This is a genomic window from Bacillus sp. T2.9-1, from assembly GCF_950097965.1.
GTDB lineage: Bacteria > Bacillota > Bacilli > Bacillales > Cytobacillaceae > Niallia > Niallia hominis.
Genome location: NZ_CATNHG010000075.1, coordinates 104,363 through 128,540, shown reverse-complemented (window position 1 = coordinate 128,540; position 24,178 = coordinate 104,363). Strand labels below are relative to the sequence as shown.

General features: G+C 34.1%; 25 protein-coding genes. 10 read left to right on the top strand and 15 right to left on the bottom strand.

Annotated features, from left to right (window positions below; all coding sequences use genetic code 11):
- Nucleotides 1–95 precede the first annotated feature (95 nt).
- From QQZ16_RS06720 to QQZ16_RS06710, 3 genes are all read left to right on the top strand, one after another.
- A complete protein-coding gene (locus tag QQZ16_RS06720) occupies nucleotides 96–245 on the top strand; it encodes a hypothetical protein (protein WP_155986733.1) in 150 nt (49 codons plus the stop codon).
- A gap of 271 nt (nucleotides 246–516) precedes the next feature.
- Nucleotides 517–906 (top strand): hypothetical protein, encoded by a 390-nt coding sequence (locus QQZ16_RS06715; RefSeq protein ID WP_031535364.1) that lies wholly within the window; start codon nucleotides 517–519, stop codon nucleotides 904–906.
- Nucleotides 907–910: 4 nt separating this feature from the next.
- Nucleotides 911–1,399: an endolytic transglycosylase MltG gene (locus QQZ16_RS06710; protein ID WP_031535366.1), complete on the top strand. Its 489-nt coding sequence runs from the start codon at nucleotides 911–913 to the stop codon at nucleotides 1,397–1,399.
- A gap of 157 nt (nucleotides 1,400–1,556) precedes the next feature.
- Here the strand turns inward: QQZ16_RS06710 and phoU are convergent, their stop codons facing one another.
- The 9 genes from phoU to QQZ16_RS06665 all read right to left on the bottom strand — a co-directional run bounded on the left by phoU (nucleotide 1,557) and on the right by QQZ16_RS06665 (nucleotide 13,128).
- Complete coding sequence (phoU, locus tag QQZ16_RS06705) at nucleotides 1,557–2,210, bottom strand: phosphate signaling complex protein PhoU (RefSeq protein WP_031535368.1); 654 nt, start codon at nucleotides 2,208–2,210, stop codon at nucleotides 1,557–1,559.
- Nucleotides 2,211–2,248: 38 nt separating this feature from the next.
- Entirely contained in the window at nucleotides 2,249–3,070 is an 822-nt protein-coding gene (pstB, locus tag QQZ16_RS06700) for a phosphate ABC transporter ATP-binding protein PstB (protein WP_031535370.1), read from the bottom strand.
- Between the two features lie 20 nt (nucleotides 3,071–3,090).
- The gene (pstA, locus tag QQZ16_RS06695; RefSeq protein WP_031535372.1) at nucleotides 3,091–3,969 is read right to left on the bottom strand and encodes a phosphate ABC transporter permease PstA; all 879 of its coding nucleotides are present in this window, start codon (nucleotides 3,967–3,969) and stop codon (nucleotides 3,091–3,093) included.
- 1 nt (nucleotide 3,970) lies between these two features.
- On the bottom strand, nucleotides 3,971–4,921 hold the full coding sequence (pstC, locus tag QQZ16_RS06690) for a phosphate ABC transporter permease subunit PstC (protein ID WP_031535374.1): 951 nt from the start codon (nucleotides 4,919–4,921) through the stop codon (nucleotides 3,971–3,973).
- Nucleotides 4,922–4,992: 71 nt separating this feature from the next.
- Nucleotides 4,993–5,946 (bottom strand): PstS family phosphate ABC transporter substrate-binding protein, encoded by a 954-nt coding sequence (locus QQZ16_RS06685; protein ID WP_031535376.1) that lies wholly within the window; start codon nucleotides 5,944–5,946, stop codon nucleotides 4,993–4,995.
- 236 nt (nucleotides 5,947–6,182) lie between these two features.
- Nucleotides 6,183–8,288, bottom strand: coding sequence for a peptidoglycan D,D-transpeptidase FtsI family protein (locus tag QQZ16_RS06680; protein WP_031535378.1), 2,106 nt, complete (start codon nucleotides 8,286–8,288; stop codon nucleotides 6,183–6,185).
- 573 nt (nucleotides 8,289–8,861) lie between these two features.
- Nucleotides 8,862–10,904, bottom strand: a complete 2,043-nt coding sequence (locus QQZ16_RS06675) for a peptidoglycan D,D-transpeptidase FtsI family protein (RefSeq protein ID WP_048717107.1) — start codon at nucleotides 10,902–10,904, stop codon at nucleotides 8,862–8,864.
- A 234-nt stretch (nucleotides 10,905–11,138) separates the two neighbouring features.
- Entirely contained in the window at nucleotides 11,139–12,356 is a 1,218-nt protein-coding gene (locus QQZ16_RS06670) for an MFS transporter (protein ID WP_031535383.1), read from the bottom strand.
- A 163-nt stretch (nucleotides 12,357–12,519) separates the two neighbouring features.
- A complete protein-coding gene (locus tag QQZ16_RS06665) occupies nucleotides 12,520–13,128 on the bottom strand; it encodes a superoxide dismutase (RefSeq protein WP_031535384.1) in 609 nt (202 codons plus the stop codon).
- Between the two features lie 572 nt (nucleotides 13,129–13,700).
- Here QQZ16_RS06665 and QQZ16_RS06660 point away from each other — a divergent pair.
- A complete protein-coding gene (locus QQZ16_RS06660) occupies nucleotides 13,701–14,102 on the top strand; it encodes a cyclic nucleotide-binding domain-containing protein (protein ID WP_284561211.1) in 402 nt (133 codons plus the stop codon).
- A gap of 9 nt (nucleotides 14,103–14,111) precedes the next feature.
- Complete coding sequence (locus QQZ16_RS06655; RefSeq protein WP_284561210.1) at nucleotides 14,112–14,396, top strand: Crp/Fnr family transcriptional regulator; 285 nt, start codon at nucleotides 14,112–14,114, stop codon at nucleotides 14,394–14,396.
- Nucleotides 14,397–14,444: 48 nt separating this feature from the next.
- Here the strand turns inward: QQZ16_RS06655 and QQZ16_RS06650 are convergent, their stop codons facing one another.
- Nucleotides 14,445–14,924: a DUF456 domain-containing protein gene (locus QQZ16_RS06650; RefSeq protein WP_031535389.1), complete on the bottom strand. Its 480-nt coding sequence runs from the start codon at nucleotides 14,922–14,924 to the stop codon at nucleotides 14,445–14,447.
- A 145-nt stretch (nucleotides 14,925–15,069) separates the two neighbouring features.
- On the opposite strand from QQZ16_RS06650, the gene QQZ16_RS06645 reads away from it, so the two are divergent.
- Complete coding sequence (locus QQZ16_RS06645) at nucleotides 15,070–15,849, top strand: DUF1189 domain-containing protein (protein WP_031535390.1); 780 nt, start codon at nucleotides 15,070–15,072, stop codon at nucleotides 15,847–15,849.
- Between the two features lie 59 nt (nucleotides 15,850–15,908).
- Here the strand turns inward: QQZ16_RS06645 and QQZ16_RS06640 are convergent, their stop codons facing one another.
- Nucleotides 15,909–17,597, bottom strand: a complete 1,689-nt coding sequence (locus QQZ16_RS06640) for a methyl-accepting chemotaxis protein (protein ID WP_235248039.1) — start codon at nucleotides 17,595–17,597, stop codon at nucleotides 15,909–15,911.
- Between the two features lie 179 nt (nucleotides 17,598–17,776).
- Here QQZ16_RS06640 and QQZ16_RS06635 point away from each other — a divergent pair, with 179 nt between their 5' ends.
- Both QQZ16_RS06635 and ispG read left to right on the top strand, forming a co-directional pair.
- A complete protein-coding gene (locus tag QQZ16_RS06635; protein WP_235248036.1) occupies nucleotides 17,777–18,097 on the top strand; it encodes a LysM peptidoglycan-binding domain-containing protein in 321 nt (106 codons plus the stop codon).
- 237 nt (nucleotides 18,098–18,334) lie between these two features.
- On the top strand, nucleotides 18,335–19,453 hold the full coding sequence (gene ispG, locus QQZ16_RS06630; protein ID WP_192840925.1) for a flavodoxin-dependent (E)-4-hydroxy-3-methylbut-2-enyl-diphosphate synthase: 1,119 nt from the start codon (nucleotides 18,335–18,337) through the stop codon (nucleotides 19,451–19,453).
- Between the two features lie 61 nt (nucleotides 19,454–19,514).
- Here ispG and QQZ16_RS06625 read toward each other — a convergent pair whose 3' ends face one another.
- The gene (locus tag QQZ16_RS06625) at nucleotides 19,515–19,883 is read right to left on the bottom strand and encodes a DUF4190 domain-containing protein (RefSeq protein WP_031535399.1); all 369 of its coding nucleotides are present in this window, start codon (nucleotides 19,881–19,883) and stop codon (nucleotides 19,515–19,517) included.
- Between the two features lie 161 nt (nucleotides 19,884–20,044).
- On the opposite strand from QQZ16_RS06625, the gene QQZ16_RS06620 reads away from it, so the two are divergent.
- Nucleotides 20,045–20,626: a 5' nucleotidase, NT5C type gene (locus tag QQZ16_RS06620; RefSeq protein WP_235248034.1), complete on the top strand. Its 582-nt coding sequence runs from the start codon at nucleotides 20,045–20,047 to the stop codon at nucleotides 20,624–20,626.
- A gap of 144 nt (nucleotides 20,627–20,770) precedes the next feature.
- Here QQZ16_RS06620 and QQZ16_RS06615 read toward each other — a convergent pair whose 3' ends face one another.
- Nucleotides 20,771–21,184 (bottom strand): Fur family transcriptional regulator, encoded by a 414-nt coding sequence (locus QQZ16_RS06615; RefSeq protein WP_031535403.1) that lies wholly within the window; start codon nucleotides 21,182–21,184, stop codon nucleotides 20,771–20,773.
- Between the two features lie 204 nt (nucleotides 21,185–21,388).
- Between QQZ16_RS06615 and QQZ16_RS06610 the strand changes: the two genes are divergently transcribed.
- A complete protein-coding gene (locus tag QQZ16_RS06610; protein WP_311296502.1) occupies nucleotides 21,389–21,661 on the top strand; it encodes a DUF2624 family protein in 273 nt (90 codons plus the stop codon).
- Nucleotides 21,662–21,717: 56 nt separating this feature from the next.
- Here QQZ16_RS06610 and QQZ16_RS06605 read toward each other — a convergent pair whose 3' ends face one another.
- Nucleotides 21,718–22,611, bottom strand: coding sequence for a deoxyribonuclease IV (locus QQZ16_RS06605; RefSeq protein WP_235248032.1), 894 nt, complete (start codon nucleotides 22,609–22,611; stop codon nucleotides 21,718–21,720).
- Between the two features lie 21 nt (nucleotides 22,612–22,632).
- Complete coding sequence (locus QQZ16_RS06600) at nucleotides 22,633–23,943, bottom strand: DEAD/DEAH box helicase (protein WP_235248030.1); 1,311 nt, start codon at nucleotides 23,941–23,943, stop codon at nucleotides 22,633–22,635.
- Nucleotides 23,944–24,178: the final 235 nt, after the last annotated feature.

Here is a 24,178-nt window from a genome sequence, read left to right as displayed (position 1 = left end):
GGGTGTATGTATCGCAAATTACTAGTATATGTCTACAAGATACTTTTTAGTTCCTATTTATACTATTATGTTACCACTGAATGGGGGATGCCACAATGAACAGATTTTGTCGGATTGCGCTTAAACTTATGTACGTTCATCTTGAAGGTGCAAAAAAATTTTTCTACCTTGTATCTGCTTCCTCTAGTAACCGAAATTCGACATATGCCTGCTTAAATGCAAGTAGTATTACGACATATTCCTAAATGTTTCGCAAAAAAATCGAGTATTGTCTCCCGGTTGAGAAAAATGGCTGATGAATATTTTTTGTTATCTTATAGCAATTTTCATTCATTCCTTCCATAAGTTACTTTGATTAAATAGGAATTATTGATTGATAATGATAAAATATCTTAGACTGGACTGTTTTACTGCAAAGATAAAGATGATTTCTTTTTTCCTATTGAACAACAATCTTTTAGAAAACAGCTTTTTTTAAATAGTCTAATACTATTAATTTGTGACATGAGGTGAATTATGTTAATTGTAACGCTAGTATTATTAGGGATTTCTTTATTGCTTCTTCTACTATCTTTTTTTCTTCGTGATCCTATAAAAGACTTACGCGAGGAAATAGATCAGCTATCGATTCAGCAAGTACAGGAACTATATAAAATGAAAAAGAAATTAAAAGTGTTAGAAGAGGAATTAATGATTGGTGAGGAAGATTTTTCTTTTAAATCTCCTTCTTCTGTAAAAGAAATAAAGCCAATCCAAAATGAAAATACTCCATCTATTCATGCCATCATTAAAAACCAAGTTTGGACACTTGCAGCAAGTGGAGTTCCAATTGATCAGATTGCCAATCAATCATCCCTATCCATTTCTCAAGTTCAACATATTATTAACGAACGGGAAGGACAATAATGAAATGAAGAAACAAAGTTTACGTTCATTCGCTATAGGAATGCTCCTTTCAGCTAGTGTGATCGGTAGTTATTATTTCTATATGGAAAAAAACACTCACCAAGATGAAAACTTCCTAAACACAAATGATGCGACTACATACCTTAAAAAACAGGGTTTTATCGTTTTAAGTAATGTAGAATATGAGGAACTGAACAAAAGCATAGAGGAAAATAAACAAGAACAAGCAAAGTCTGATACAGAGGCAAATAATAAACAAGAGGAAGCTGAAAAAGAAGCACAAGAGACATATTCCTATACGCTAAAAGTTAAAAGCGGTATGAGTATTTCCACAATTGCTGAATTATTATATAAAAATAAGATCGTTAAAGATCAAGAAGAATTCGAAACATACTTAATCGATAACGATTACCACACAAAAATTCAAGTTGGCAGCTTTCGTTTAACGAGTGAGATGAGTCATAAGAAAATCGCTGTGACTCTTACTAAGTAAATAGCGCTTCTTTAGGATGGTATAAAAGCATTCTTGTCAGGACGAAAAAAACCAAACAATCAGACAATAGTTTCTAAGATTGTTTGGTTTTTTATATTAGTTTTTTAAATGACGTTTATAGTAAAAATTTGTTGTTTATGCCTGTTGCCTTATTTTTTTACCAATCGTATTGTCTGCCTTTAACTAAATAAAAAATATTTTCAGCTATATTAGTAGTGTGGTCGGCTGCTCTTTCTAAATAGCGACAAACAAATGTTAGTTGAGAAATTTGATGTAAATATTCAGGTTTATTTTTACTGATTTCAAACAGCTCCATAAACGCTTGTTTGTTTAAACTATCTACCTCATCATCCATCTCAGCAATTTTCCGAGCTAACCTTGTGTCCTCTTCATTATATGCATTTAAAGATAACCGTAACATTTCATTCGTGATTTCCAGCATTTTTTTGACATGTACCATCGGTTTTACTAAATCCTGATTACCTATTCTAATAGTAGCCTTTGCTATATTCACTGCAAAATCTGCAATTCTTTCGATATCTGTCGCAATCTTTATTCCAACAATAATTCTTCTTAAATCAATAGCAACAGGTGCCTGTTTTGCAATAAGAAGAATTGCAAAATCATTTATTTCTTCATACAACCTATCTGCCTTTGCATCATCATCAATTATTTCTAGAGCCATCTCGATGTTTTGTGTCTCAAGTGCAGCTAGTGATCTTTGGAGAGCTTGAATAGAAAATTCTCCAAGCTCTGTCAATTTTCCTTGTAGTTCCTTAAGCCCTGCTTCAAACTTCTCTCTAACTGGCATGATAAGAGTCTCCTTTTTCGGGTGTTGAACTGAATTTATTATCCAAATCTTCCTGTAATATAATCTTCGGTTCTTTTATCCTTTGGATTTGAGAATATTTTATCTGTTACATCAAACTCAACAACTTCTCCATTTAAGAAGAAAGCTGTTTTATCAGAGATACGAGCAGCTTGCTGCATATTATGTGTAACAATAATGATGCTATAATTTACCTTTAGTTCTTGAACTAGCTCTTCTACTTTTAATGTCGAAATTGGATCAAGTGCAGAGGTTGGCTCATCCATAAGAATAACATCTGGTTCTATAGCTAGACATCTAGCAATACATAGACGCTGCTGCTGTCCGCCAGATAGTCCATATGCATTCTGATTTAATCTATCTTTTACTTCATCCCAAATTGCTGCACCTCTTAGACTTTTTTCCACAATTTCATTTAATATTTTCTTATCACGAATGCCATGAATTTTAGGACCGTATGCCACATTTTCATAAATTGACTTTGGAAATGGATTCGGTTTTTGAAAGACCATTCCTACTTTTGTTCTTAATTCTTCCACTCCATAGTCTTTGTCAAAAATATTTCTACCACGGTAATTAATTTCACCAGATGTTTTTACACCTGGCACTAATTCAATCATACGATTTAATGTTTTTATATATGTCGATTTCCCACATCCAGATGGCCCAATAATAGAAGTTACTTCATTTTCAATAATATCTAAATCTATATTTTTCAGCGCATGGTTATCCCCGTACCATAAATTAAGCTGATTTGTTTTATAAACAGAATTTTTTACCTTACCATCTAAATCATTACTTTCTACTGCTTTCTTCACTTTATCTACAAAGACTGTACTCATTTGAAGTTCCCCCTATACGTTTAATAACGCTTTTGAAATTTATTTCTAATCAATACTGCAATAGAGTTCATTAAGATTAATAGCACTAAAAGAACAATTATTCCTGCTGCTGCAAGACTCTGAAATTCTTCTTGTGGTCTTCCCGTCCAGTTATAAATTTGCATTGGTAATACTGTAAACATATCAAAAACTGTTCTCGGCAAGAATGCAAGGAATAAAGGAAGACCCAATACAACTAATGGTGCTGTTTCTCCTATTGCACGTGAAAGTGCCAATATCCCACCTGTTAAAATGCCAGGGATAGCTGCCGGCATTACCACTCTAACGATTGTCTGCCATTTTGTTGCACCCATACCGAGAGATGCTTCTCTTAATTCACTAGGTACAGATCGGATTGCCTCTTGAGCAGCTACAATAATAATTGGCAGAACCAATAAGCTCATTGTTAAACCTGCAGCAAGCACACTTGTTCCAAGTGACATGGCACGAACAAATAAGGTTAGTCCTAATAAACCAAAGACAATTGATGGTACACCAGCAAGGTTTGATATATTGATTTGGATAAAATTCGTAAACTTATTTTTATTCGCATATTCTTCTAAATATATTGCAGTCCCCACTCCAATCAAAAGGGAGACAGGTGCAACTACTGCCATAAGCCACACAGTTCCTATTAAAGCAGTATAAACCCCTGCATTTTCAGGTTTACGGGATGGCAAGCTTGTTAAAAATTGAAAATCCAAATAGCCAATTCCTTGAGTCAATACTCGATAAAAAAGGATAGCGAGAATAACTAAACCAAATAAAGTCGCGCTAAAAAATAATCCTCTCATTATGACATTTTTCATTAATCTCGGTTTCATTTTTTTTATAACATTTGAATGATTTATCAACTTCATCTTAATATTCCTCCCTAAAACGACGAGAAATGTATTGGGCAAGCAGGTTCATTAAGAAGGTAAACAGAAATAGTGTAAATCCAACTGCATAAATACTGTAATAGATTGTTGTCCCATATCCTGCATCTCCTTGGCTAACTTGAACAATATAGGCTGTCATAGTTTGAATTGATTCTGTTACATTGAAGCTAAGATTAGGTGTACTTCCACCAGCAACTGCTACAATCATTGTTTCTCCAATTGCTCTTGATAACGCTAAAACAATAGAAGAAACGATACCAGAAACGGCAGCTGGCAAGACAACCTTAATTGCTACTTCAAATTTTGTAGAACCCATCGCTAAAGCCCCTTCACGCATTGATCGTGGAACTGCACTCATGGCATCTTCTGATAAAGAAGCAATCATAGGTGTAATCATAATGCCGATCACAATTCCTGGACTTAATGCATTGAACATTTCTAAAGAAGGAATAATTGATCTAAGCAATGGTGTTATAAAGGTTAAAGCGAAAAACCCATAAACAATCGTAGGAATACCTGCTAGCACTTCTAAGATTGGCTTAATTATTCTTCTTGTTCTATCACTCGCGTACTCACTTAAAAAAATGGCCGATGCCAGCCCTATAGGCACAGCAACAATACCTGCAATAATGGTTACTTTTAATGTCCCAGAGACAAGTGGCATAATTCCAAATGTTCCTGGTTCGGAAAATGGATACCATGATTTACTTGTTAAAAATTCTTTCATATTCACTCTTTCAAAAAAAGTGAATGTTTCAATGAGTAATGTAAATAAAATACCAAGCGTTGTTAAAATCGATAATATAGCAGTAATTAATAATACTTTAGGCATTATTTTCTCTAGCATTTTACTTAAATTATTTTTTTGTTTTTTTTCTGCAATTAATTCCTGAATAGATGGTGTATTTCTGTTTACTTCTTGTTTCATCATGTTTTTCAAGCCCCCCTTAAATCCAAACACCAAGATGGAAAGCCAAGTACAAAGCTTTCCATCAAAACTTATTACTTCAGTCCTTTAATTAACTCTAAATCTTTTTCATATTCTTCATCTGGTAATTTTACATAGCCTACATCTTCTGAAAGCACTGCTGCATTTTCAATCATAAATTCAACGAAATCAGCTACTTCTTCTTTTTCTACAGATTCATTTTTCACATAAGTGAATAATGGTCTTGATAATGGAGAGTATTCTCCGCTTTCAACTGTTTCATTTGTTGGTTCAACTGGACCGTTACCACCGTCAATCGGTACTACTTTTAAGTTATCTTTGTTTTCTGCATAATAAGCATATCCAAAGTATCCAATTGCGTTTTTATCCCCTGTTACACCTTGTACTAAAATATTATCGTCTTCTGATAATGTCGCTGCTTTAACTATTGGTTGTTCTTCTAGAATTACTTCATCAAAGTAATCGAATGTTCCAGAATCTGTTCCTGGTGAATAGAATTTGATTTCTTCCTCTGGCCATCCTTCACGTATATCAGACCATTTTTTCGTTGTGCCATCTTCTAGCCAAATTTTCTTTAATTCATCTACTGTTAAATGGTCTACCCACGTATTGTCTTTATTCACTACAACGGAGAGTCCATCATATGCTAATCGTAATTCAGTATAATCAATTCCTTTTGCTTCTAATTCTGTTTTCTCTTCCTCTTTAATTGGGCGAGATGCATTACTAAAATCAGTCTCACCTGCGATAAACGCTTTAAAGCCTCCACCTGTACCAGATGATGCAACAGAAACTTTTACATTTGGTTGCTCTGCTTGATATTCTTCAACGATTGCTTCCATAATTGGATAAACAGTTGATGAACCGTCTAATTTAATTTGTCCTGTTAATTGTTCACCAGCATCATTATCATTTGATGAATTAGCATCATTATTTCCGCCACATGCTGCTAATGCTAACATTGTTCCAATCATTGCTGTTAATCCTACTGTTTTAAGGCTCTTCATTTTTCTCTTTACCCCCTAAGGATGGTTGTTTTGTCTTACAAGTTAACTATAAGTCTTTAGTATTAATTTGGTTTTAACTGTTTGTAAATCAATGTAAACGCTATGTAAATTTAGGGGGTTGCCTTACATTTTTTTGAAATTGCTTAACAATTGGGTCTACCATTATTAAAAGGCTTTTTCTTTAACAAAATGCAAAAAAGGGCAAAACTAATGGAAAATAGTTTGCCCTTTTTCTATTATTCTTTTTCTTCTTTTTCCTCGTCTTTTTGTCTTTCTTTTTTCAAATCGAAATATGCATCCAATACACGTTCACCGATTTTTTTATTTGCCCCATTATCAACACTTCCTTGGTATGCCCATGGAACCATTACTGCCATCGCAACTTCTGGATTATCAGAAGGAGCATAGCTAATTAAGCTTAAATTCATGACTTGAGGAGGTATTTCCCCATAATCACTTCTTGATGGTCCATCATAAAACGCCTCCGCAGTACCTGTTTTTGCTGCAGGAGAATAATCTTTTCCACCTAAGTTAGAATAAGCGGTACCCTTTGGAGTTTGAGCTACCATCTCAAATCCTTGCTGAACTCGTTCAATCCATTCTGGTTTAACATCTACTGTATTTAATACCTTTGGTTTTACGGTTTCTACAACTGGTCCTAGTGTGCTATCATCTGCTACAGGTTCACGAATTTCTTTTACAATATGTGGTTCCATCCTTTTCCCGCCATTCGCGATTGTGGAAACATATTGCGCGAGCTGCATATTTGAATACGTATCATATTGCCCAATCGATAAATCTAGTAGGAAACCTGGCAATGTATCTTGTCCTTTAAACCCAACTTGTTCGTTTGGCAAATCAATTCCGGTGCGAATTCCTAATCCGTACTGCGCAAATTCGTTTCTAACTAATGAAAAGTCGCTCAGCTGTACAGATAACGGTTGACCATATACATAATTTGCACCAGCCATCTTCATTACTGTACGGAACATATAAACGTTAGAAGAGCGTTGCAATGCAGTCAGGTCATTAATTGGTCCCATTGTTGTCCAAGATTTCTTAATTGTGTTTCCGATTTTTACAGGTGTATCATTCCACACTGTTCCAGGAGAAATTGCTCCCGTTTTATACCCAGTTAATACAGTTGCACCTTTTACAACAGATCCTACGTTGTACGTGGTTGTAATATTACCAAGTGCATCATCTTGAACTTCCAATTTTCCTGTTTTTTCATTTTTTTCTAGTCGTTTTCCGGCCATGGACAGAACATCTCCTGTATTTGGATCCATTAAAACCACATAAGCCCTATCAAGCAATTTTGTTCCAGAAAATGTCTTGGCTGTTTTTAATTCTTCCTCGATTATTTTTTCTACTTCTAATTGAAGTTCCATATCAATGGAGAGAACTAGATCATTTCCTCGTTTTCCTTCTGATATGACCTCGGTACTTACGATATTGCCATTTTTATCTGTTTTATTGCGAATTTTCTCTTTTTGTCCTTTAAGAACATCTTCGTATTGGAGTTCTAAGTAACTTGTTCCTACTCGATCATTTCGGCTGTATCCTCGTGAAAGATAATAATCTAATTTCTCTGCCGGTAATCCTTTCTCTGCGGAACTAACACTCCCTAAAACAGATTTTAACGTATCACCGAATGCATACGATCTTTCCCAGTCAGTTGTTGTATCTACACCAGGTAAGGATTCTAAATTCTCGCTTACTACTGCAAACTCTTTGTCACTGACGTCTTTATTTTTCACCATTTGCGGTGTTAGTTTGTAGCCACTAATAAATTCGCGATAGATTGCTAAAACCTCTAAATCATGATTAGAAAGTGTTTTTAAATCCTCCTCCGTAATTCGATCCAGCTGCAATTGATATACTTCTGTATTATATTCGTCTTGATCTGGATACTTCTCTGCTAAAGCTTTTTTTTCTGTATCAGACACCTTCTTACTTGCCTTCTCTTCATTTTTTATGATCCAGTAATCCTTTTTTTCACGTTCTGTTACCTTTTTTGTATCTTTAATAATATACTGGGAAAGCAACTCAGCTGTTTCGAGCATCTTTTCTTGCTTTGCACCTGAATTCGTATATGTAATCGCTTTTTGTGCAACATTATCCACAATTACTTTTCCAGTAGTATCATACATTTTCCCACGGGGCACAGAGGTATTTACTGTAACATCTTCTGTTTTCTCTAGCTCTCTTTTATAATCCTCTCCGTAAACAATCTGCACAAAACCTAGTCGCAGAATTAAGGCGGAGAATAATAAAAACACTAAAAAGAAAATAATATTAAGACGTACAGGTATCGTTTTTTTCTTTTTCTTTTTTCCCACCGTATAATCACACTTTCCTTGAATATTCTTTTTCTATTGTAATAGAAAACAGGAGATTATTCTATTAATAACTAATTGGAATAATATGCTAGAATCGACTAAGTTGTGCTATTTGCATTTTTCCTACTATATTATTTATTAATATGAGAGAAAAAACGCCTATGTATCCACGTTTCTTTCATCCAAAAAACACCAAAAGGGGCTGGGACAAAACTAAATAACTAACTTTTAAAGACGAACAATCTCTAATTTAGCTCTTAAATAAAGCTACTTTCTCATGGATCTAAGTTTTTAAAACTAGTCAAGTGTAAAAACTAAGTCGTTCCATTGCGCTACGGACGCTCGCTTTCCGCGGGGAGGAAGCTGAGCCTCCTCGCATGCGCTGCGGGGTCTCAGCCTTTCCTCTATTTCCCGCAGGAGTCGAGCGTCCTCCGCTCCATTACACTTCGTTTTTTAAACCTTTTTCCAAAATAATAAACGCGAATATTTATGCGGATTAACCGCATAAATATTCGCGTTTATTATTGGTTGAAATGCTTATGTCCCAGCCTCTTTTATCGTAAGTCTATTAATCTAGTCTTTTTCTTTCTTTAATTCAAAGTATTTATCCATTACACGTTTTCCGATTGTTAAGTTCGGGGAAGGACCATTATTTGTTGTATAAACCCACGGAACCATTACTGCCATTGCTACTTCTGGATTATCGGACGGGGCATATGTTATTAAACTTACATTCATAACTTGTGGTGGTTCTTCTTGCTTATTTAATGGATCATAATAAAAAGCTTCTGCGGTCCCAGTTTTTCCAGCCGGACTATAGGAAGCACCTGCAAAGACACTTCCTGTCCCTCCTGGCTGCATTACCATTCGAAAACCTTTTTGAATTTGCTCCATCCAACCAGGTTCCAAATCTAACTTATTTAATACCTTGGGTTGAATTTCCTGAACAATCGGTCCTAATTGCCCCTCTTCGCTGGATGTCTCTCTTATTTCTTTCACTAAGTGTGGCTGAATGCGATAACCACCATTTGCGATTGTTGAAATGTATTGTGCTAATTGCATATTTGTATAGGTATCATATTGTCCAATGGATAAGAACATTAAATTTGCTGGCTGATTTGGATCAATTGCTCCTTTAAAACCAGCCATTTCATTTGGCAAATCAATTCCTGTTCGCACACCTAATCCAAATTCAGAAAAAGAATTTCTTATCTTTGGGTATGCATCCAAATCAATGTTTAATGGCTGCATATAAGCATATTTTCCCTTTCCTATCATAATAGCCGTTTTAGCCATAAAAACATTGGATGATTGCTTTAAAGCAATTAAGTCATTAATATTCCCCATTGTCTTCCAGGACTTAAAAGGGTTAGAACCCTTAATTTGCATCGTTGAATCATTAATATATGTCGTACCAGGACTTAGAACCCCTTCTTTATAGCCTGTGATTACCATAGCACCTTTTACGACTGAACCCACGTTATAGGAAGTTGTAATATTCCCTAACGCAAAATCATTAACAATTTGTTTTCCTGAATCATCATCTGTTCCTAATTGTTTACCAGCCATTGTTAATATTTCCCCTGTATGAGGGTCCATTAATACAACAAATGCTCGATCTAAATACTTGGTACCAGCATAACCGTATTTCGTTTTTTTTAATTCTTCCTCAATGATTTTCTCCACTTCCAGCTGCAAATCCATATCGATGGTTAATACTAAATCATTTCCTGCAGATCCATTCGATAAAATTTCCGAGCCTACAATGTCATCTGTTTTATCTTTAATATATTTAACCTTTTTCTTTTGCCCTTTTAAAACATCTTCATATTGCTTTTCTAGATAGCTTAGTCCAACTCGATCGTTCATGCTGTATCCTTTAGCTAAATAGCTGTCTTTTTCTTCAGCTGGGACTCCTCTTTGAGAGGTGCTCACATTTCCCAAGACAGTTTTTAAAGTGGAGCCAAATTCATACTCTCTATCCCAATCTCGAAGGGTGTCTACTCCAGGTAATCTTTCTAAGTTTTCACTAATAATGGCAATTTCTTTATCGGTAACCCCTTCATTTTTTACAATATGGGGAGTATAAAAATAACCGCTTTGAAACTCTCGATATATCGCTAATGTTTCCATATCTAAATCGGTTAGTTTGTTTAAATCTGTTTCAGATATGCTATTACGCAATAGCTCATCATACGCTTTTTGATATTCCTTTTTGTCGTCTTTATACTTTGACGCAAGCTGTTTCTGATCTTCTTCTGATATCTTTGTCTTTGCTTCATCTGGATTGATTAAAATCCAATAATCTTTCTTGTCTCTTTCTGAAATCTTTTTAAGATCTTTATCGCTGTCCATTTTAATAATTTTTGCTAATTCTTCAGCCGTATCCCGCATTTCTTCTGCTGTATACTTCTTCCAATTAGTATATGTAATGGCATTCTTGCCTACATTGCTTACAATACTTTTACCTGTTCTGTCATACATTTCTCCCCTTGGAACAGAAGTGCTAATTACGACATCCTCTTTCTTTTCTACTTCATTTTTATAATCGTCTCCATACACAATCTGTACAAATCCTAATCTTAAAATAAGTGCTGAAAACAATAAAAATACCATAAAGAATATAAGGTTAACTCTTAAAGGTATTGGATTTCTCTTTTTTTTCTTTTTTTCTCCCACTTTTAAAACCCCACCATTTCCTCCAAAACTCTCCTATTTTCTATTTTAAAGGAAGATTACAGAAATTTCTATATGATTAAAGGATTTTTAAAGGAATTCTCTCTTTCTCATTCACCTTTTCACAAGAAGAAGAAGATCTGTTAACTCTATAACAGATCTTCTTTTACATAGTTAAGCTGTCTTCCATCTGATTCTTCTAGCAAAAAAATAAATCACCGAGTGTCCACTTCCTAGGATAAACAACAAGACAGGGATTACTTTATTTGGATTGAACATGCTTACACCAATTATAAAAATGAGAACGGATAAAAGCCTTCCTAGATTGAGAAACAATTCTCTTACGACTATATATTCAATTCTCATTTCTCCTGCCTTCCATCCTTTTCCGATTACGTCAAAAGTTAAACTAGTATAAGGAACAAGGATTAATGGATAAGCGATAGCTATAGTACTCGCATAAATCAATAATTTCGTGTAAGAAAAATCAAAAACGATAATAAACATCGAAAGGAATAGCATAATCCCTCCAACTAAAATGGACTTATTCCGATTCTCATTTTTGATTGTCCTCGAAACAATATAATAGGCAACAAATGAAATTCCCGAATTGATTAACCCAAATTTACCCAAAGCCAACTCACTGTCTGTCGCTATATAAACATAGACAGTTATCATAAACGCAAAGACGCCTTCTCGTAAGCCTTGAAAAAAATGAGCATTCGTTATAAGTTTCCAGTTATAATTATTTTTTCGCTCTTCCAAAATTCTTTTAAAATAATATTTGCCTTCTGCCGGCCTTCTTTTGAGAAAAAAACTAGAAATAACCGCTAGAAGAAAGAGTGCAAGAGACATTCCAAAAACAATCATATAACCTGTTGACTTTGTTAGCTGTGAGATAATATATCCCGCAATCATCGGTCCAATCATCCCAGCAACAGAATTTAATAGTCCTAAGAAGCCATTAAAGAAATCTCTAGTTTCCGGTTCGGTAACTTCAAATGTCAAAACATTGTACGCTAGCCAATAGAATCCGTTGCCAATACCAAGTATTGCCCCTAACACTAGGAGAAATGTAGATGCTTTGTCTCCAATTAATAGTACTGTCAAATAGAAAATGGTAAGGAAGGCAACACCAATTCGAAATACAATGACACGATCAATTTTCTTTGCCCATCTGCCAGCAAGTGTAAAGGTAAGTAATTGCAGCAAGATAATAGCAAGGTTATACAATCCTAAATCTCTAAATTCTCCTGACTGCTTCCATAAGAATACGTTAACGAAAGTATTAGAAAGTGCTACACTTAATGCGTACAATCCACCGGTGAGCAACAATATTTTTAAATCTTTTGTAAGCTCTACATCACCTAAAATTTTTCCTATTTTCATCATAGAAACTCCCCTTTGTTCTAGAGTAGTTTCTAACAAAATGAATATCGTTATGCATTATATATAAAAACTAACAATTATGAAAATAAGCTATAATTACTATCTTTTCCATAATAAGACAAAAAAACCTGTGAGCATAATGCCCACAGGTTTTGCTAACCTATTATTATTTAGCAGCTGAATAACGTTTAGCTACTTCATCCCAGTTAATTACATTAAAGAATGCACTAATGTATTCAGGACGACGGTTTTGGTAATTTAAGTAGTATGCATGCTCCCAAACGTCTAATCCTAAAACAGGTGTCTTACCTTCCATTAAAGGATTGTCTTGGTTTGGTGTGCTTGTTACCTCTAACTCACCGTTGTTCACAACTAGCCAAGCCCAACCTGAACCAAAACGAGTTGTAGCAGCTTTTGAGAATTCTTCTTTGAAGTTTTCAAAGCTACCAAATTTGCTGTCAATAGCAGCAGCTAAATCACCAGTTGGTTGACCGCCACCGTTTGGAGAAATTACTTCCCAGAATAAGGAATGGTTTGCGTGACCGCCACCATTGTTACGAACTGCAGTACGAGCAGCTTCTGGCACTGCATCAAGATTAGATACAAGTTCTTCCACTGTTTTAGAAAGTAATTCGCCATTTCCTTCTAGTGCGTTGTTTAAATTTGTTACATAAGTATTATGATGTTTCGTATGATGAATGTTCATCGTTTCTTTATCAATGTGAGGTTCTAATGCATCATAAGCGTAAGGTAATTGTGGTAATGAATAAGCCATGTCTAATTCCTCCTAATATTATATGTATTATTTTCTTCCTTATATTGTTTTGTCCTATTTCGACAATTTATATAAGAGAAGCTCTTTAACAATACATTATCAAATAAAGAACTTACTTTCAATCTATTTGCTTGAAAAGATTCCCTCTTTAAAATACCCATCTAAAATTACTTTTAAACAGGCAAATGCCTAGTTGTTTATAGGACGGATTGTTCTTGTCTCCTTATTCTTAAATTTGATGAAACCACTTTCACTTTATTAGTTAGAAAATAACAATCATCACTTTATATTTCTACTTAAAAATAAAGTTTTTAATTTCCACCATCCTCTAGTGATTAACATCACTCCAGTATTTATACTAATTTGTTTATTACCGCTTCTATTAGAACTCAACTTGAAATAAGTTCGATAAATTGTCATTTTTGTGTTTCTTCCTTACGAATCAACGTTTTAGAGTAGAATAGAATTCACACCATTCACACGATAACCATTTTATTCCAAATCAAGATTGACAAATATTTCACAATGTTTTTTAATCAAGAAAAGAGGAACTTTTTAAGGAGTGCTTTCTTATGAATGAAGTACAACTATCATTATATAGTTTATTGATACAACATTTCTTTGAGACTGACAAAATAGAACATATAAAAAAGGGAACTTTATTATTTCAAGAAAAAGACCCTGTTCAAAAAATTTATATTTTATTAAATGGAACTATTTCTCTTGGGAGAGTCCATGAGAAAGGAAAAGAATTCGTCATTAAGATACTCCATGATGAGGAATTGCTGTTAGAATACCAATTATTTAAACATTCCCCAAAGTATTATTTTTTTGCCAAAAGTCTTACAGATTGTGATGTTCTTGCGATTAACCGCAGTGAATTTGAAGATTTAGCTTTAAAAGATCCAATGCTCCTTATTTCTGTTACTAGTTGGTTAAGCACGGGATATCTAAAAGCACATATGAAATGCTAAGATCTTATAATGAATGGAAAAAAGGGCGGCCTATACAGCATATTAATCAGGCTATGTCATTCATTTGGAATAAAAAATAAAGAAGGGATCTTGATTGATATTCCCATCACACATCAAGAATTAGCGAACTTAACCTTCGGGACAAGAGAAGTTATTCAACGCATATTAAAAGATTTAAGAGAAAGAGAAGTCATTGAATACAGCAACCAAAAAATTACTGTAAAAAATCTTGCCTATTTAAAAAGAGCAGTCGATTGTCAAAACTGTCCTGTGGATATTTGCGGACTTAATTAATAATAGAAGAAAAGGTAAAAGCTTACCCTTACCTTTTCTTCCATTAATTTATATTTTCAAAAAGAAATACACAATCATTATCCCCTGAATAATAGCTTTCGTAACTATACTGCTGAGAAAGCCTATTAGTGAGCCTACTCCTATTTTAAGCGCATTTTTCCAATCGGTCCTACTAACGATAAGCTCTGCTAGTACGGCTCCTAGAAATGGACCTAGTAGGATGCCAATTACAGGAATGACAAAAGGTCCAACAAGCAATCCTATTGTACTTCCCCAAATCCCAGCCTTTGTACCGCCAAACTTCTTTACACCGATCCAGTTAGATACAGAATCAGCAAAGAATAATAAGGCAACAAACATCCCTTGGATAATCCAAAAAAAGACACTAAGTTCTTCAAACGAAAAGAAGACACCATATAATAGATACCCTGCTAAAATAAATAGTACACTTGGGATGATAGGATAAATCAGGCCAGCAAAAGCAATAATAAATAAAATACTGATAATAATCCAATAAATAATATCCATTACATCTCCCTTTCCTTCTAATTAGTATAGGTGTATCCTTTTAAAACTTTTACCATACTTTTTTATGCAAATCAAATGCTGAGACTTGTATCTATTAGCATGAAAAAGATACAATAGGAATGAAACTTTTGAAGGATGTGTCAGAATGAATATTTTTAAGCAGTTTTATCGAAGCCTCTATTCTCCAAAAGATATAGCAAGCTTCCGTTTTCAAGGCATAGGAAAAACCATTATTTATTTGTTGCTTTTGACTATTATTGCAGCTATACCTAATTTGTATTATTTAAGTAAGGGAATAAATGAAGCAATACATACTTTTAGTATAACAATGGAAGAAGAAGTACCTTCTTTTACAATAAGCGACAATACATTAAATGCCAAAAATCAAGATGAACCAACTATCATTGAAAAGCCTGATTTAACAATCATTCTAGATGCTTCTGGAACCTATGACCATACAAAAATTAGTACTTATGGAAATACTGTAGCGCTCTTAAAAAATGAATTTGTAATCGTAACAGCAGGACAGGCGCAGAGTTTTGAATATTCCTCATTTGGAAATATCACCCTTACAAAGGAAGAGCTAATTGATTTTATCCAAACAATGGATTCTTTAGCATATGTTTTTATCATCATTTTAGTTGTAACCTATATCTTATTTATGCTAATTTATAAAGTTCTTCAAACAATCGTACTTGCTATGTTTGGAAACTTTTTCTCGAAAATTTTCGGCAGAGCATTAACATATGCACAATGCTGGAAAATCACCGTATATAGTACAACCATTCCCGTTATTTTCTTTACTATTATGGACTGTTTACAAACCATTGTTCCAAGTGGCTATCTATTAAATTGGTTCATTAGTTTATTCCTTGTTTGTTTAGCAATTAAAGAGGTCAAGCCGGAAAAACCACTACAACCATAACACAGTAAAAAAGCAAAAACCTTACACATTGGTTTTTGCTTTTTTATTTCTTAAGAGATTTACTTTTCTTCCATCCTTATATTTTCCTCTAGTTTTGCCACTAACATCGATAGTCTAGAACTTATCTCAGCATTAACCTTGATACTATCCTGCTGTATTTCACCTATTTTTTTCATCTCATCTGAACTTGCGAGTGTTTGTTGACTAATGGAAGTAACATGTAGCGTGCTATACTCCATCTTAGGAAAAAACGCCTGTAGCTCATTTAATAAATGGTGATTATCTTTTAGCCCTTCACTTACTAAAGAAATTCCCTTCAATAGTTGATTAAAAGAGACAGTCGCTTTTTGCACTAAGTCATCACTTTTCGTAAAATTGTTTTGTATATCTTTTAAATCACTTGATGACTTTTGAATGATTTGATCCATATCAAGTGTAAACTTTCTTATATCCTCTGCTGATTTAGAAGACAAAACAGCTAATTTCTTCACCTCATTTGCTACCACAGCAAATCCCTTTCCCTGGATACCAGCTCGAGCTGCTTCAAGTGTAGCATTTAAAGCTAATAGCTTGGTTTGTTCTGCAAGTTCTTTAATATCTTCGACAACCTTTTTTATTGATAAAGCATGGTTATTAAGTAAATCATTATTACGATAAATGACGGTTACTTTATCTTGTAGCATATGTTGACTTGCAAATAAATTATTTATATTCTCTTCGCCTAGTATGGCAGAATCATTCATTTCGTCTGTATGTTCCTTAATTTTTTGACTACTTTGGTCGATTTGATCGCTTAAGCCTTTCAATTCTTGGAAAACGGTTATATTATGCTCTGAACTAATTGCCGTTTGCTCAGCGCCATTTTTCACCGTAACAATCATTTCCGAAAGCGCCTCTCCACTTTCTATCATTTGCAATGCCTCTGTTTGTAAAATATCATTTGTTTTGGATAAATGATCACTAGTTGCATGCATTTCCGATAGTACAAGCTTTAATCTTTGTATTAATAAATTATAGCTGTTAATTAACGAGTTGATTTCAGGAATCCCAGTTTTAATGGTAGAAACCTCTTCTAAATGACCATTCCTTGCTATTCGCATAATTTCTCGTAACGTTAGTAATGGGCTTACCATTGTTTTGACAAAATATCGAATAACGACAGCAATAATCAGTATACTTAATACCGAAAAAAGCAACAAACTATTTTTTAATTGATTGACATTATGTAAATATTCAGATTGGGGAATTACTAACAAATAAATCCCTCTTAGTTCTTGAATTTGTTGAAAGGCAACGGTATACGTTTCTCCATTCCATTTTGTATCCAATACGCCTGATTCTAATTCCTCTAGTTTCTGAATAAAAGAATCATCCAACTTAAATCGGGAGTTTTGACTCACTTTAAATGGTTTTACTTCCTTTTCCGATAGCAAAAAGAAAGAAGCGTTTAACCCTTCTTTGGCAAAGCTAGCATCTTGATCTCTTATTATTTGTTCCATTTTCGTTTGAAACTTCTCTTCCTGACCTACGTACATTAGCATTGTATTTTGAGCCATAACGTAAATAGTGCTTGTTTCTTTCTCTAGTCTCTCCTTCATCATTTTAACTGTCATTTTTGTAGAGCTATTAATGGAAATAAACGCTAACATCAAAATCGTAATAATAAATAATGGCAAAACAAACAGAAATAACCGATTTTGTATAGAAAGCCTTTCCTTTATCCTTTGCTTCTTTATGACTTTTGTCATTTGCTCGCCCCCTATGACTATTTTCACAGAAATTTATTAAGGGCATGTAAAGATAAAGTAATTTAATTTTTAAATTCACGACTTTTTCCCTATCCCCCTTTGCCTGAATACTTTTTTCGTTCTAATTCATAGTGGACAAGCATATAGTTTGTCTATAAATTAGTTTAGGGGGATGTAGGATGAAAAGGTTTTTTATTACCTTTGTAATTTTAGTGACAATATATGTTATTTATATCGATTTAAATGAAGGTACGCTTTCCTCTACTCAAAAACAAGAACCCTCAATAGAAGTCCAGGCATCCCCAGAAGAAGCGCCATTATTTTTTGAACAACAAGTCCAATCTGGTGATACCGTTCTTTCTATTGTAGAAGAATATTCTACTGGCGCCTTATCGGTTAGCTTGGAGACTGTTGTAAATGACTTTCAAAAACTAAATGGTGGTTTAAAACCTGAAGATATTCAAATCGGAAAATCATATTCTTTTCCGATATATAAATAATAAACTTTAGCTTCCGCAGAAATGATAATGGTGGAAGTTTTTATTGTTTTTCTCACCTAATGAAACTTTTTCCCCGTCAAATTAGGGATTCCCAGTAAAAATGCAAAGTGATTTTTAGCAAGATTCTTGTCAATATGAATGTTTCATTGATACAATAGGTAAGGTTACAAAGAAATATAAAAAGCTAAATTATTTTGGCTTGTCCAATATAAAAGGAGCGAATCACCATTGAGTGAAATTATTCATCGTACAAAAACCCGACCAATTAAAGTCGGTAACTTAACCATTGGGGGAAGTAATGAATTATTTATTCAAAGCATGACCACTACCAAAACCCATGATGTTGAAGCAACAGTTGCCCAAATTAAACGCTTAGAAGAAGCTGGCTGTCAGGTTGTTCGTGTTGCATGTCCAGATGAACGTGCTGCAAATGCCATTAGCGAGATTAAAAAACAAATAAACATACCATTAGTAGTAGATATCCATTTCGATTACCGTTTAGCATTAAAAGCAATTGAAGGTGGAGCAGATAAAATCCGAATCAACCCAGGGAATATTGGGAAAAGAGAAAAAGTTGAAGCGGTTGTAAAAGCTGCAAAAGCAAAAGGGATTCCGATACGTATTGGTGTTAACGCTGGTTCTTTAGAGAAAAAGATTCTAGAGAAATACGGTTATCCAACTGCAGATGGAATGGTCGAGAGTGCCTTGCACCATATCAAAATATTAGAAGACCTTGATTTTCATGATATCATTGTATCCATGAAAGCTTCTGATGTTAACTTAGCAATTGAAGCATATGAAAAAGCAGCAAAAGCATTTGACTATCCTTTACATCTAGGCATCACTGAATCCGGTACATTATTTGCGGGAACAGTAAAAAGCGCTGCTGGTCTAGGTGCTATTTTAAGTAAAGGCATCGGAAATACTTTACGTATATCCTTAAGTGCAGATCCCGTTGAGGAGATAAAAGTTGCTCGAGAATTGTTGAAGTCATTTGGTCTTTCTTCCAATGCTGCAACATTAATTTCCTGTCCCACTTGTGGCAGAATTGAAATCGACTTGATTAGTATTGCCAACGAAGTGGAAGACTACATCTCTACGATTAAAGCACCAATTAAGGTTGCAGTTCTAGGCTGTGCAGTTAATGGACCAGGAGAAGCAAGAGAAGCGGACATTGGTATTGCTGGTGCCCGTGGCGAAGGCCTACTATTCCGTAAAGGAAAAATTGTCCGCAAGGTACCAGAGGACATAATGGTAGAGGAACTTAAGAAAGAAATCGATGCAATAGCTGAAGAGTATTTTGCGAAAAAAGCAGCTGAAGAAGCTGAAAATAAAGATACAATTAATATTCAATAAAAAGTAAGGAAAATCTAACCTCGTGATAGAGGTTAGATTTTTTTAATTCCCCATTTTTAAGTTAAAAGAACGGGGCAATAAAAATTCCAATGATAATGGAGATGGCACCAAGAGAGATAGCCCAAGTTCCAAGTGCTGATGCTCCCTTTTTTCTTGCGATGAATCCTAATACTATCCCAACAACCCCTAATATAATAGGCATTACAAATAAGGACAGGATTGATATGACTAAAGCTGTAATACCAATTCCTTTTCCACCTACTATATTCCTGTCTCGCTCAACATCGGAGGTCACTGGACGTGTATCATTAAAAGTCATTGGAGGTGTTATCTCTGCTGATGTTTCTTCCAAATAATCAACAGGTGATCCAGTTCGCTCTCTATCTTGAAAATCGTGACTGTATCCTTCATTGCTGTTTTGATCTGCCATGATGATCCCTCGCTTTCTTTAATAGGAGCATTTATTATCATCACCAAATTCTGTGTCCCTATGTCTGTAAATGATTTACATAACTTTTTAGTTCTTCCCTTTTCCTTGTCGAGTTTATTTGTTAAGCTAGATAAGAACAACTTTGAATAAAGGAGCATAAAATGAAAAAAATGCGTTTTGGAATCGATATTGATGGGACAGTAACTAGCCCTGCTACGTTTGTTCCCTTTTTAAATGAAAGCTTTCAATTGAATATTACATTAGAGGATGTTGTTCAATATGAATTTTATCCTTTAGTCAATGTTACTAACGAAGAGTTTGACAAGTGGTTTTTGGAAAATGAGGCAAGAATTTACTCGTCCTCTCCCCTAGCTGAAGGCGCAAGTGTTGTATTACAAAAATGGGCAAAGCAACATGAACTCATATTTATTAGCGCAAGAGGCGAAGGCATGCTTGAACTAACAAAACAATGGTTTGAAAGTAATGGGATTAGCTTTGATCATATTGAATTAATTGGTTCTCATCATAAAATTGCGGCTGCCAAAAGAAACATGGTGGATATTTTCTTTGAAGATAAGCATGATAATGCCGTAATGCTTCATGAAGAATTAGGAATCCCAGTTATACTCTTTGATACACCATATAATAGGAAACCAATTCCTAAAGGGGTTAAACGGGTAACTACGTGGAATGAAGCGTATGAGTGGGTGGAAGAATGGGTTAAAACTCAAGTGAATCAATAAACTCCTTTACCCCTACATAACATTTATAAAGACTTTTTATGAATTATTGTTAAAAAAATTAAAGTTAATATGTCCTGCTTCCTTTTACAAAAACAACCTATTAAGAAAAAACGAAGCGATATCAGAATAGATATGCTTCGTTTTTTAATTTTGACATTCAGGACATTTTCCATAAATTTCAAACTTATGACCAGAAACATCGTAGCCTTTTAAACTTTCAGTAAGTTCTTCCATTGGACATGTAATAATTTCTTTCGTTTTCCCACAATCCAAGCAAATGAAATGATGGTGGTGGTGATGGTGAGAACAAGTAAAGCGAAAATGTTTTTCTCCATTTAATTCTGTCATTTCAAAAATATCCAATTCTGCAAATAATGATAAGTTTCGGTATATCGTGTCAAAACTCAAACCTGGATAATCATCCTTTAATGACTCTAATACATCTTTAGCGGTTAAATATTTATTTTCATTAGAAAATAATGCTAAGATATCTTCTCTCTTGTCTGTATGTTTATATCCTTTTTCCTTTAGGATATCAAGTGCAGTTTGCACATTCATTTTCTCCACCTCATTTCTCCCTATCCATTTTTATCAAATAAAACGAAAATTCTATAGTAATCATTACGATTTATATAACATTTAATAGTATCAAAATCAGTATACAAGAACGAATGATTGTTGTAAAGATATCACTTTCTGTATACTAAATGAGAGAAATCAAAAAAAATTAGCACATTTTTGTCTTTCCCCTCATATGTTAGAATGGGGAGTGATGACATGAAAATTTTTGAAAACATAATCAATCATAAAATTAACAACATAACCTCTACTGAACTAATGAAATACAGTAAACAGTTCAAAATTAAAATCACAAACGAAGAAGCCGTAAAGCTTGCTAATCATCTTAATGGCCGAAAAATCAATATTTTCAAGCCTAATGAACGTGCACAATTAATCAGAGAGGTCGCTAAATTAACAAGTCCTGCTACAGCAAAGGAACTAAACGAGTTATTTAACTTATTTGCAGAGCAGTAATCTACCATACTTAAGCTTCACAAAGAAATAAAAAACGCTCCGGAAGAGCGTTTTTTTTAACTTTGTAAAATTTCTTCCAATAGATTTGCATTAAATGCCTTATTTTTAATCATTTCGATTTCATGCTTATAAGGTGCTTTCTTATTCGTTTTATCTATCCCAACATATGGTGTTTCCAATATTTTCGGAACATTTTCTAGCTCGGGATGATGAACTATTTTCACCAATGCATCAAAACCGATTTGCCCATAACCGATATTTTCATGTCTATCTTTTCGAGCTCCAAGAATATTTTTACTATCATTTATATGCAATACCTTTAATTTATCAATTCCCACGATACGATCGAATTCTTCTAATACTCCATCAAAATCTTCTACAATATTGTATCCAGCATCATGTGTATGACATGTATCAAAGCATACCGATAATTTATCATTATAGGTAACACCTTCCATAATCATTGCTAATTCTTCAAAGGTACGACCACATTCAGATCCTTTTCCAGCCATTGTTTCTAGCGCTATTTGCAAGTTTTCGTTCCCAGTAAGCACTTCATTTAAGCCCTCGATAATCTTTTTTATACCAACTTCAGCACCTGCTCCTACATGTGCGCCTGGATGTAAAACAATTTGTTTGGCTCCTAGTGCTTCTGTTCTTTCTATTTCACTACGTAAGAAGTTAACGCCCAATTCAAAAGTAGCTGGGTTCGTAGTATTGGCAATATTAATAATATATGGTGCATGCACGATAATATCTTCTATGCCATTTTGCTCCATATGAAGCTGGCCAGCTGCAATATTTAAGTCTTCTATTTTCTTTCTTCTTGTATTTTGGGGTGCACCAGTATAAATCATAAAAGTATTAGCACCATAGGAGACTGCTTCTTCACTAGCTCCAAGTAACATCTTTTTCCCGCTCATTGATACATGTGAACCAATTTTCAACAATTCAAACACTCCTCTATTCCCCTATTTTTTTCTACTCTTAATTCTCTTTTCTCTCTTTTTAATTGTTTCTACTTGTTGTTGCATTTTTTTCTTATAGCCAGGTTTCACCTTTTTAGGCTTTTTAACAAGAGACTTAGCCTTTACATCAATTTCATCCACTTGCTTCTTGCGGTTTTTGCGGCGATTACGATCATCTAATTCTACCCATTCGCCTTTTTTAAGATCCATATGCTTAAATTCTACGCCTAGTTTTTCCAATTGATTTAACTTATCTTCGTCTGATGTCTCATATATTGTTAAGGCAATACCGGAATAACCTGCTCTTGCAGTTCTTCCAACACGATGCACATAAAAATCTAAATCTGTTGGTAACTCATAATTAATAACATGACTGATCCCTTTAATATCAATTCCTCTTGCTGCTAAATCAGTAGCTATAATGTATTGGAATTCTAGATCTAGGATTTGTTTCATTACTTTTTTACGCTCACGAGGTGTCAAACCACCATGTATTCTTGCAACTTTAAGACCTTTGTTTGATAAGCCATTTGCAACTTCATCACACATTTGCTTTGTATTTGTAAATACAATCGCAAGATAAGGATTAAAGCTTACTAACGCTTCATATACTGTTGTAATTTTATCACGATGTCTGGAAGGAATTAGCACATGTTCTATTTTTGCGGCTGTTAATTGCTTTGGTTCGATATGAACATATGTTGGATTTTCTAAATACTTCTTTAAAAATGGCTTTAATTTCTCAGGGATTGTCGCAGAGAATACAAACATGCTTAAATCCTTTGGCATTTTTGACGCAATTTGATCAACATCTTCAATAAAGCCCATATCTAGCATAAGATCTGCTTCATCAACGATTAGAATTTTTGCAGTATGCACAAATAATGCTTGTTCTTTAACAAGATCATTAATTCTTCCAGGCGTACCTACAACAATTTGTGGCTGTGTTTTAAGCTTTTCAATCGAACGTTGTTTATCCGTACCTCCAATAAATAGGCGAGTTGTTATTGGTTGTTCGGAATGCTTAATTATTTTCAAAATTTCTTGATTAATTTGATTCGCTAATTCTCTAGTAGGTGCTGTAATAACAGCTTGTACTGCTTGTTTTTCAGCAACTATTCTTTGAATAATCGGTAAAACGTATGAATGCGTTTTACCTGTTCCAGTTTGCGATTGCCCAATTGCACTTTCCCCTTTTAAAACAAGAGGAATTACTTTCTGTTGAATTTCTGTCGGTTCGTAAAAACCTAATTCGTCAATTGCATCTATAATAAATGGTTTAAACTCGTATTGTTTAAATTGATTATTACTCATATAAAAAACTCCTTAATAGCCAGATAAATGAGCGTGCGCAGATTTGGCATTTATCTATAGCTCTTTTGTCCATCATTTTATTATAATAAAAATTTACCTAAAAGGCTATAATGTGTGCCCTTTTTATTTTTTCCAATACCATAAATCAAATATATTTTTTATCCCTAATCCTAGCATTTTACATTACATATGACACTATCCATTATTTCTTCGTAAAACCTAAACATCTTGTAAG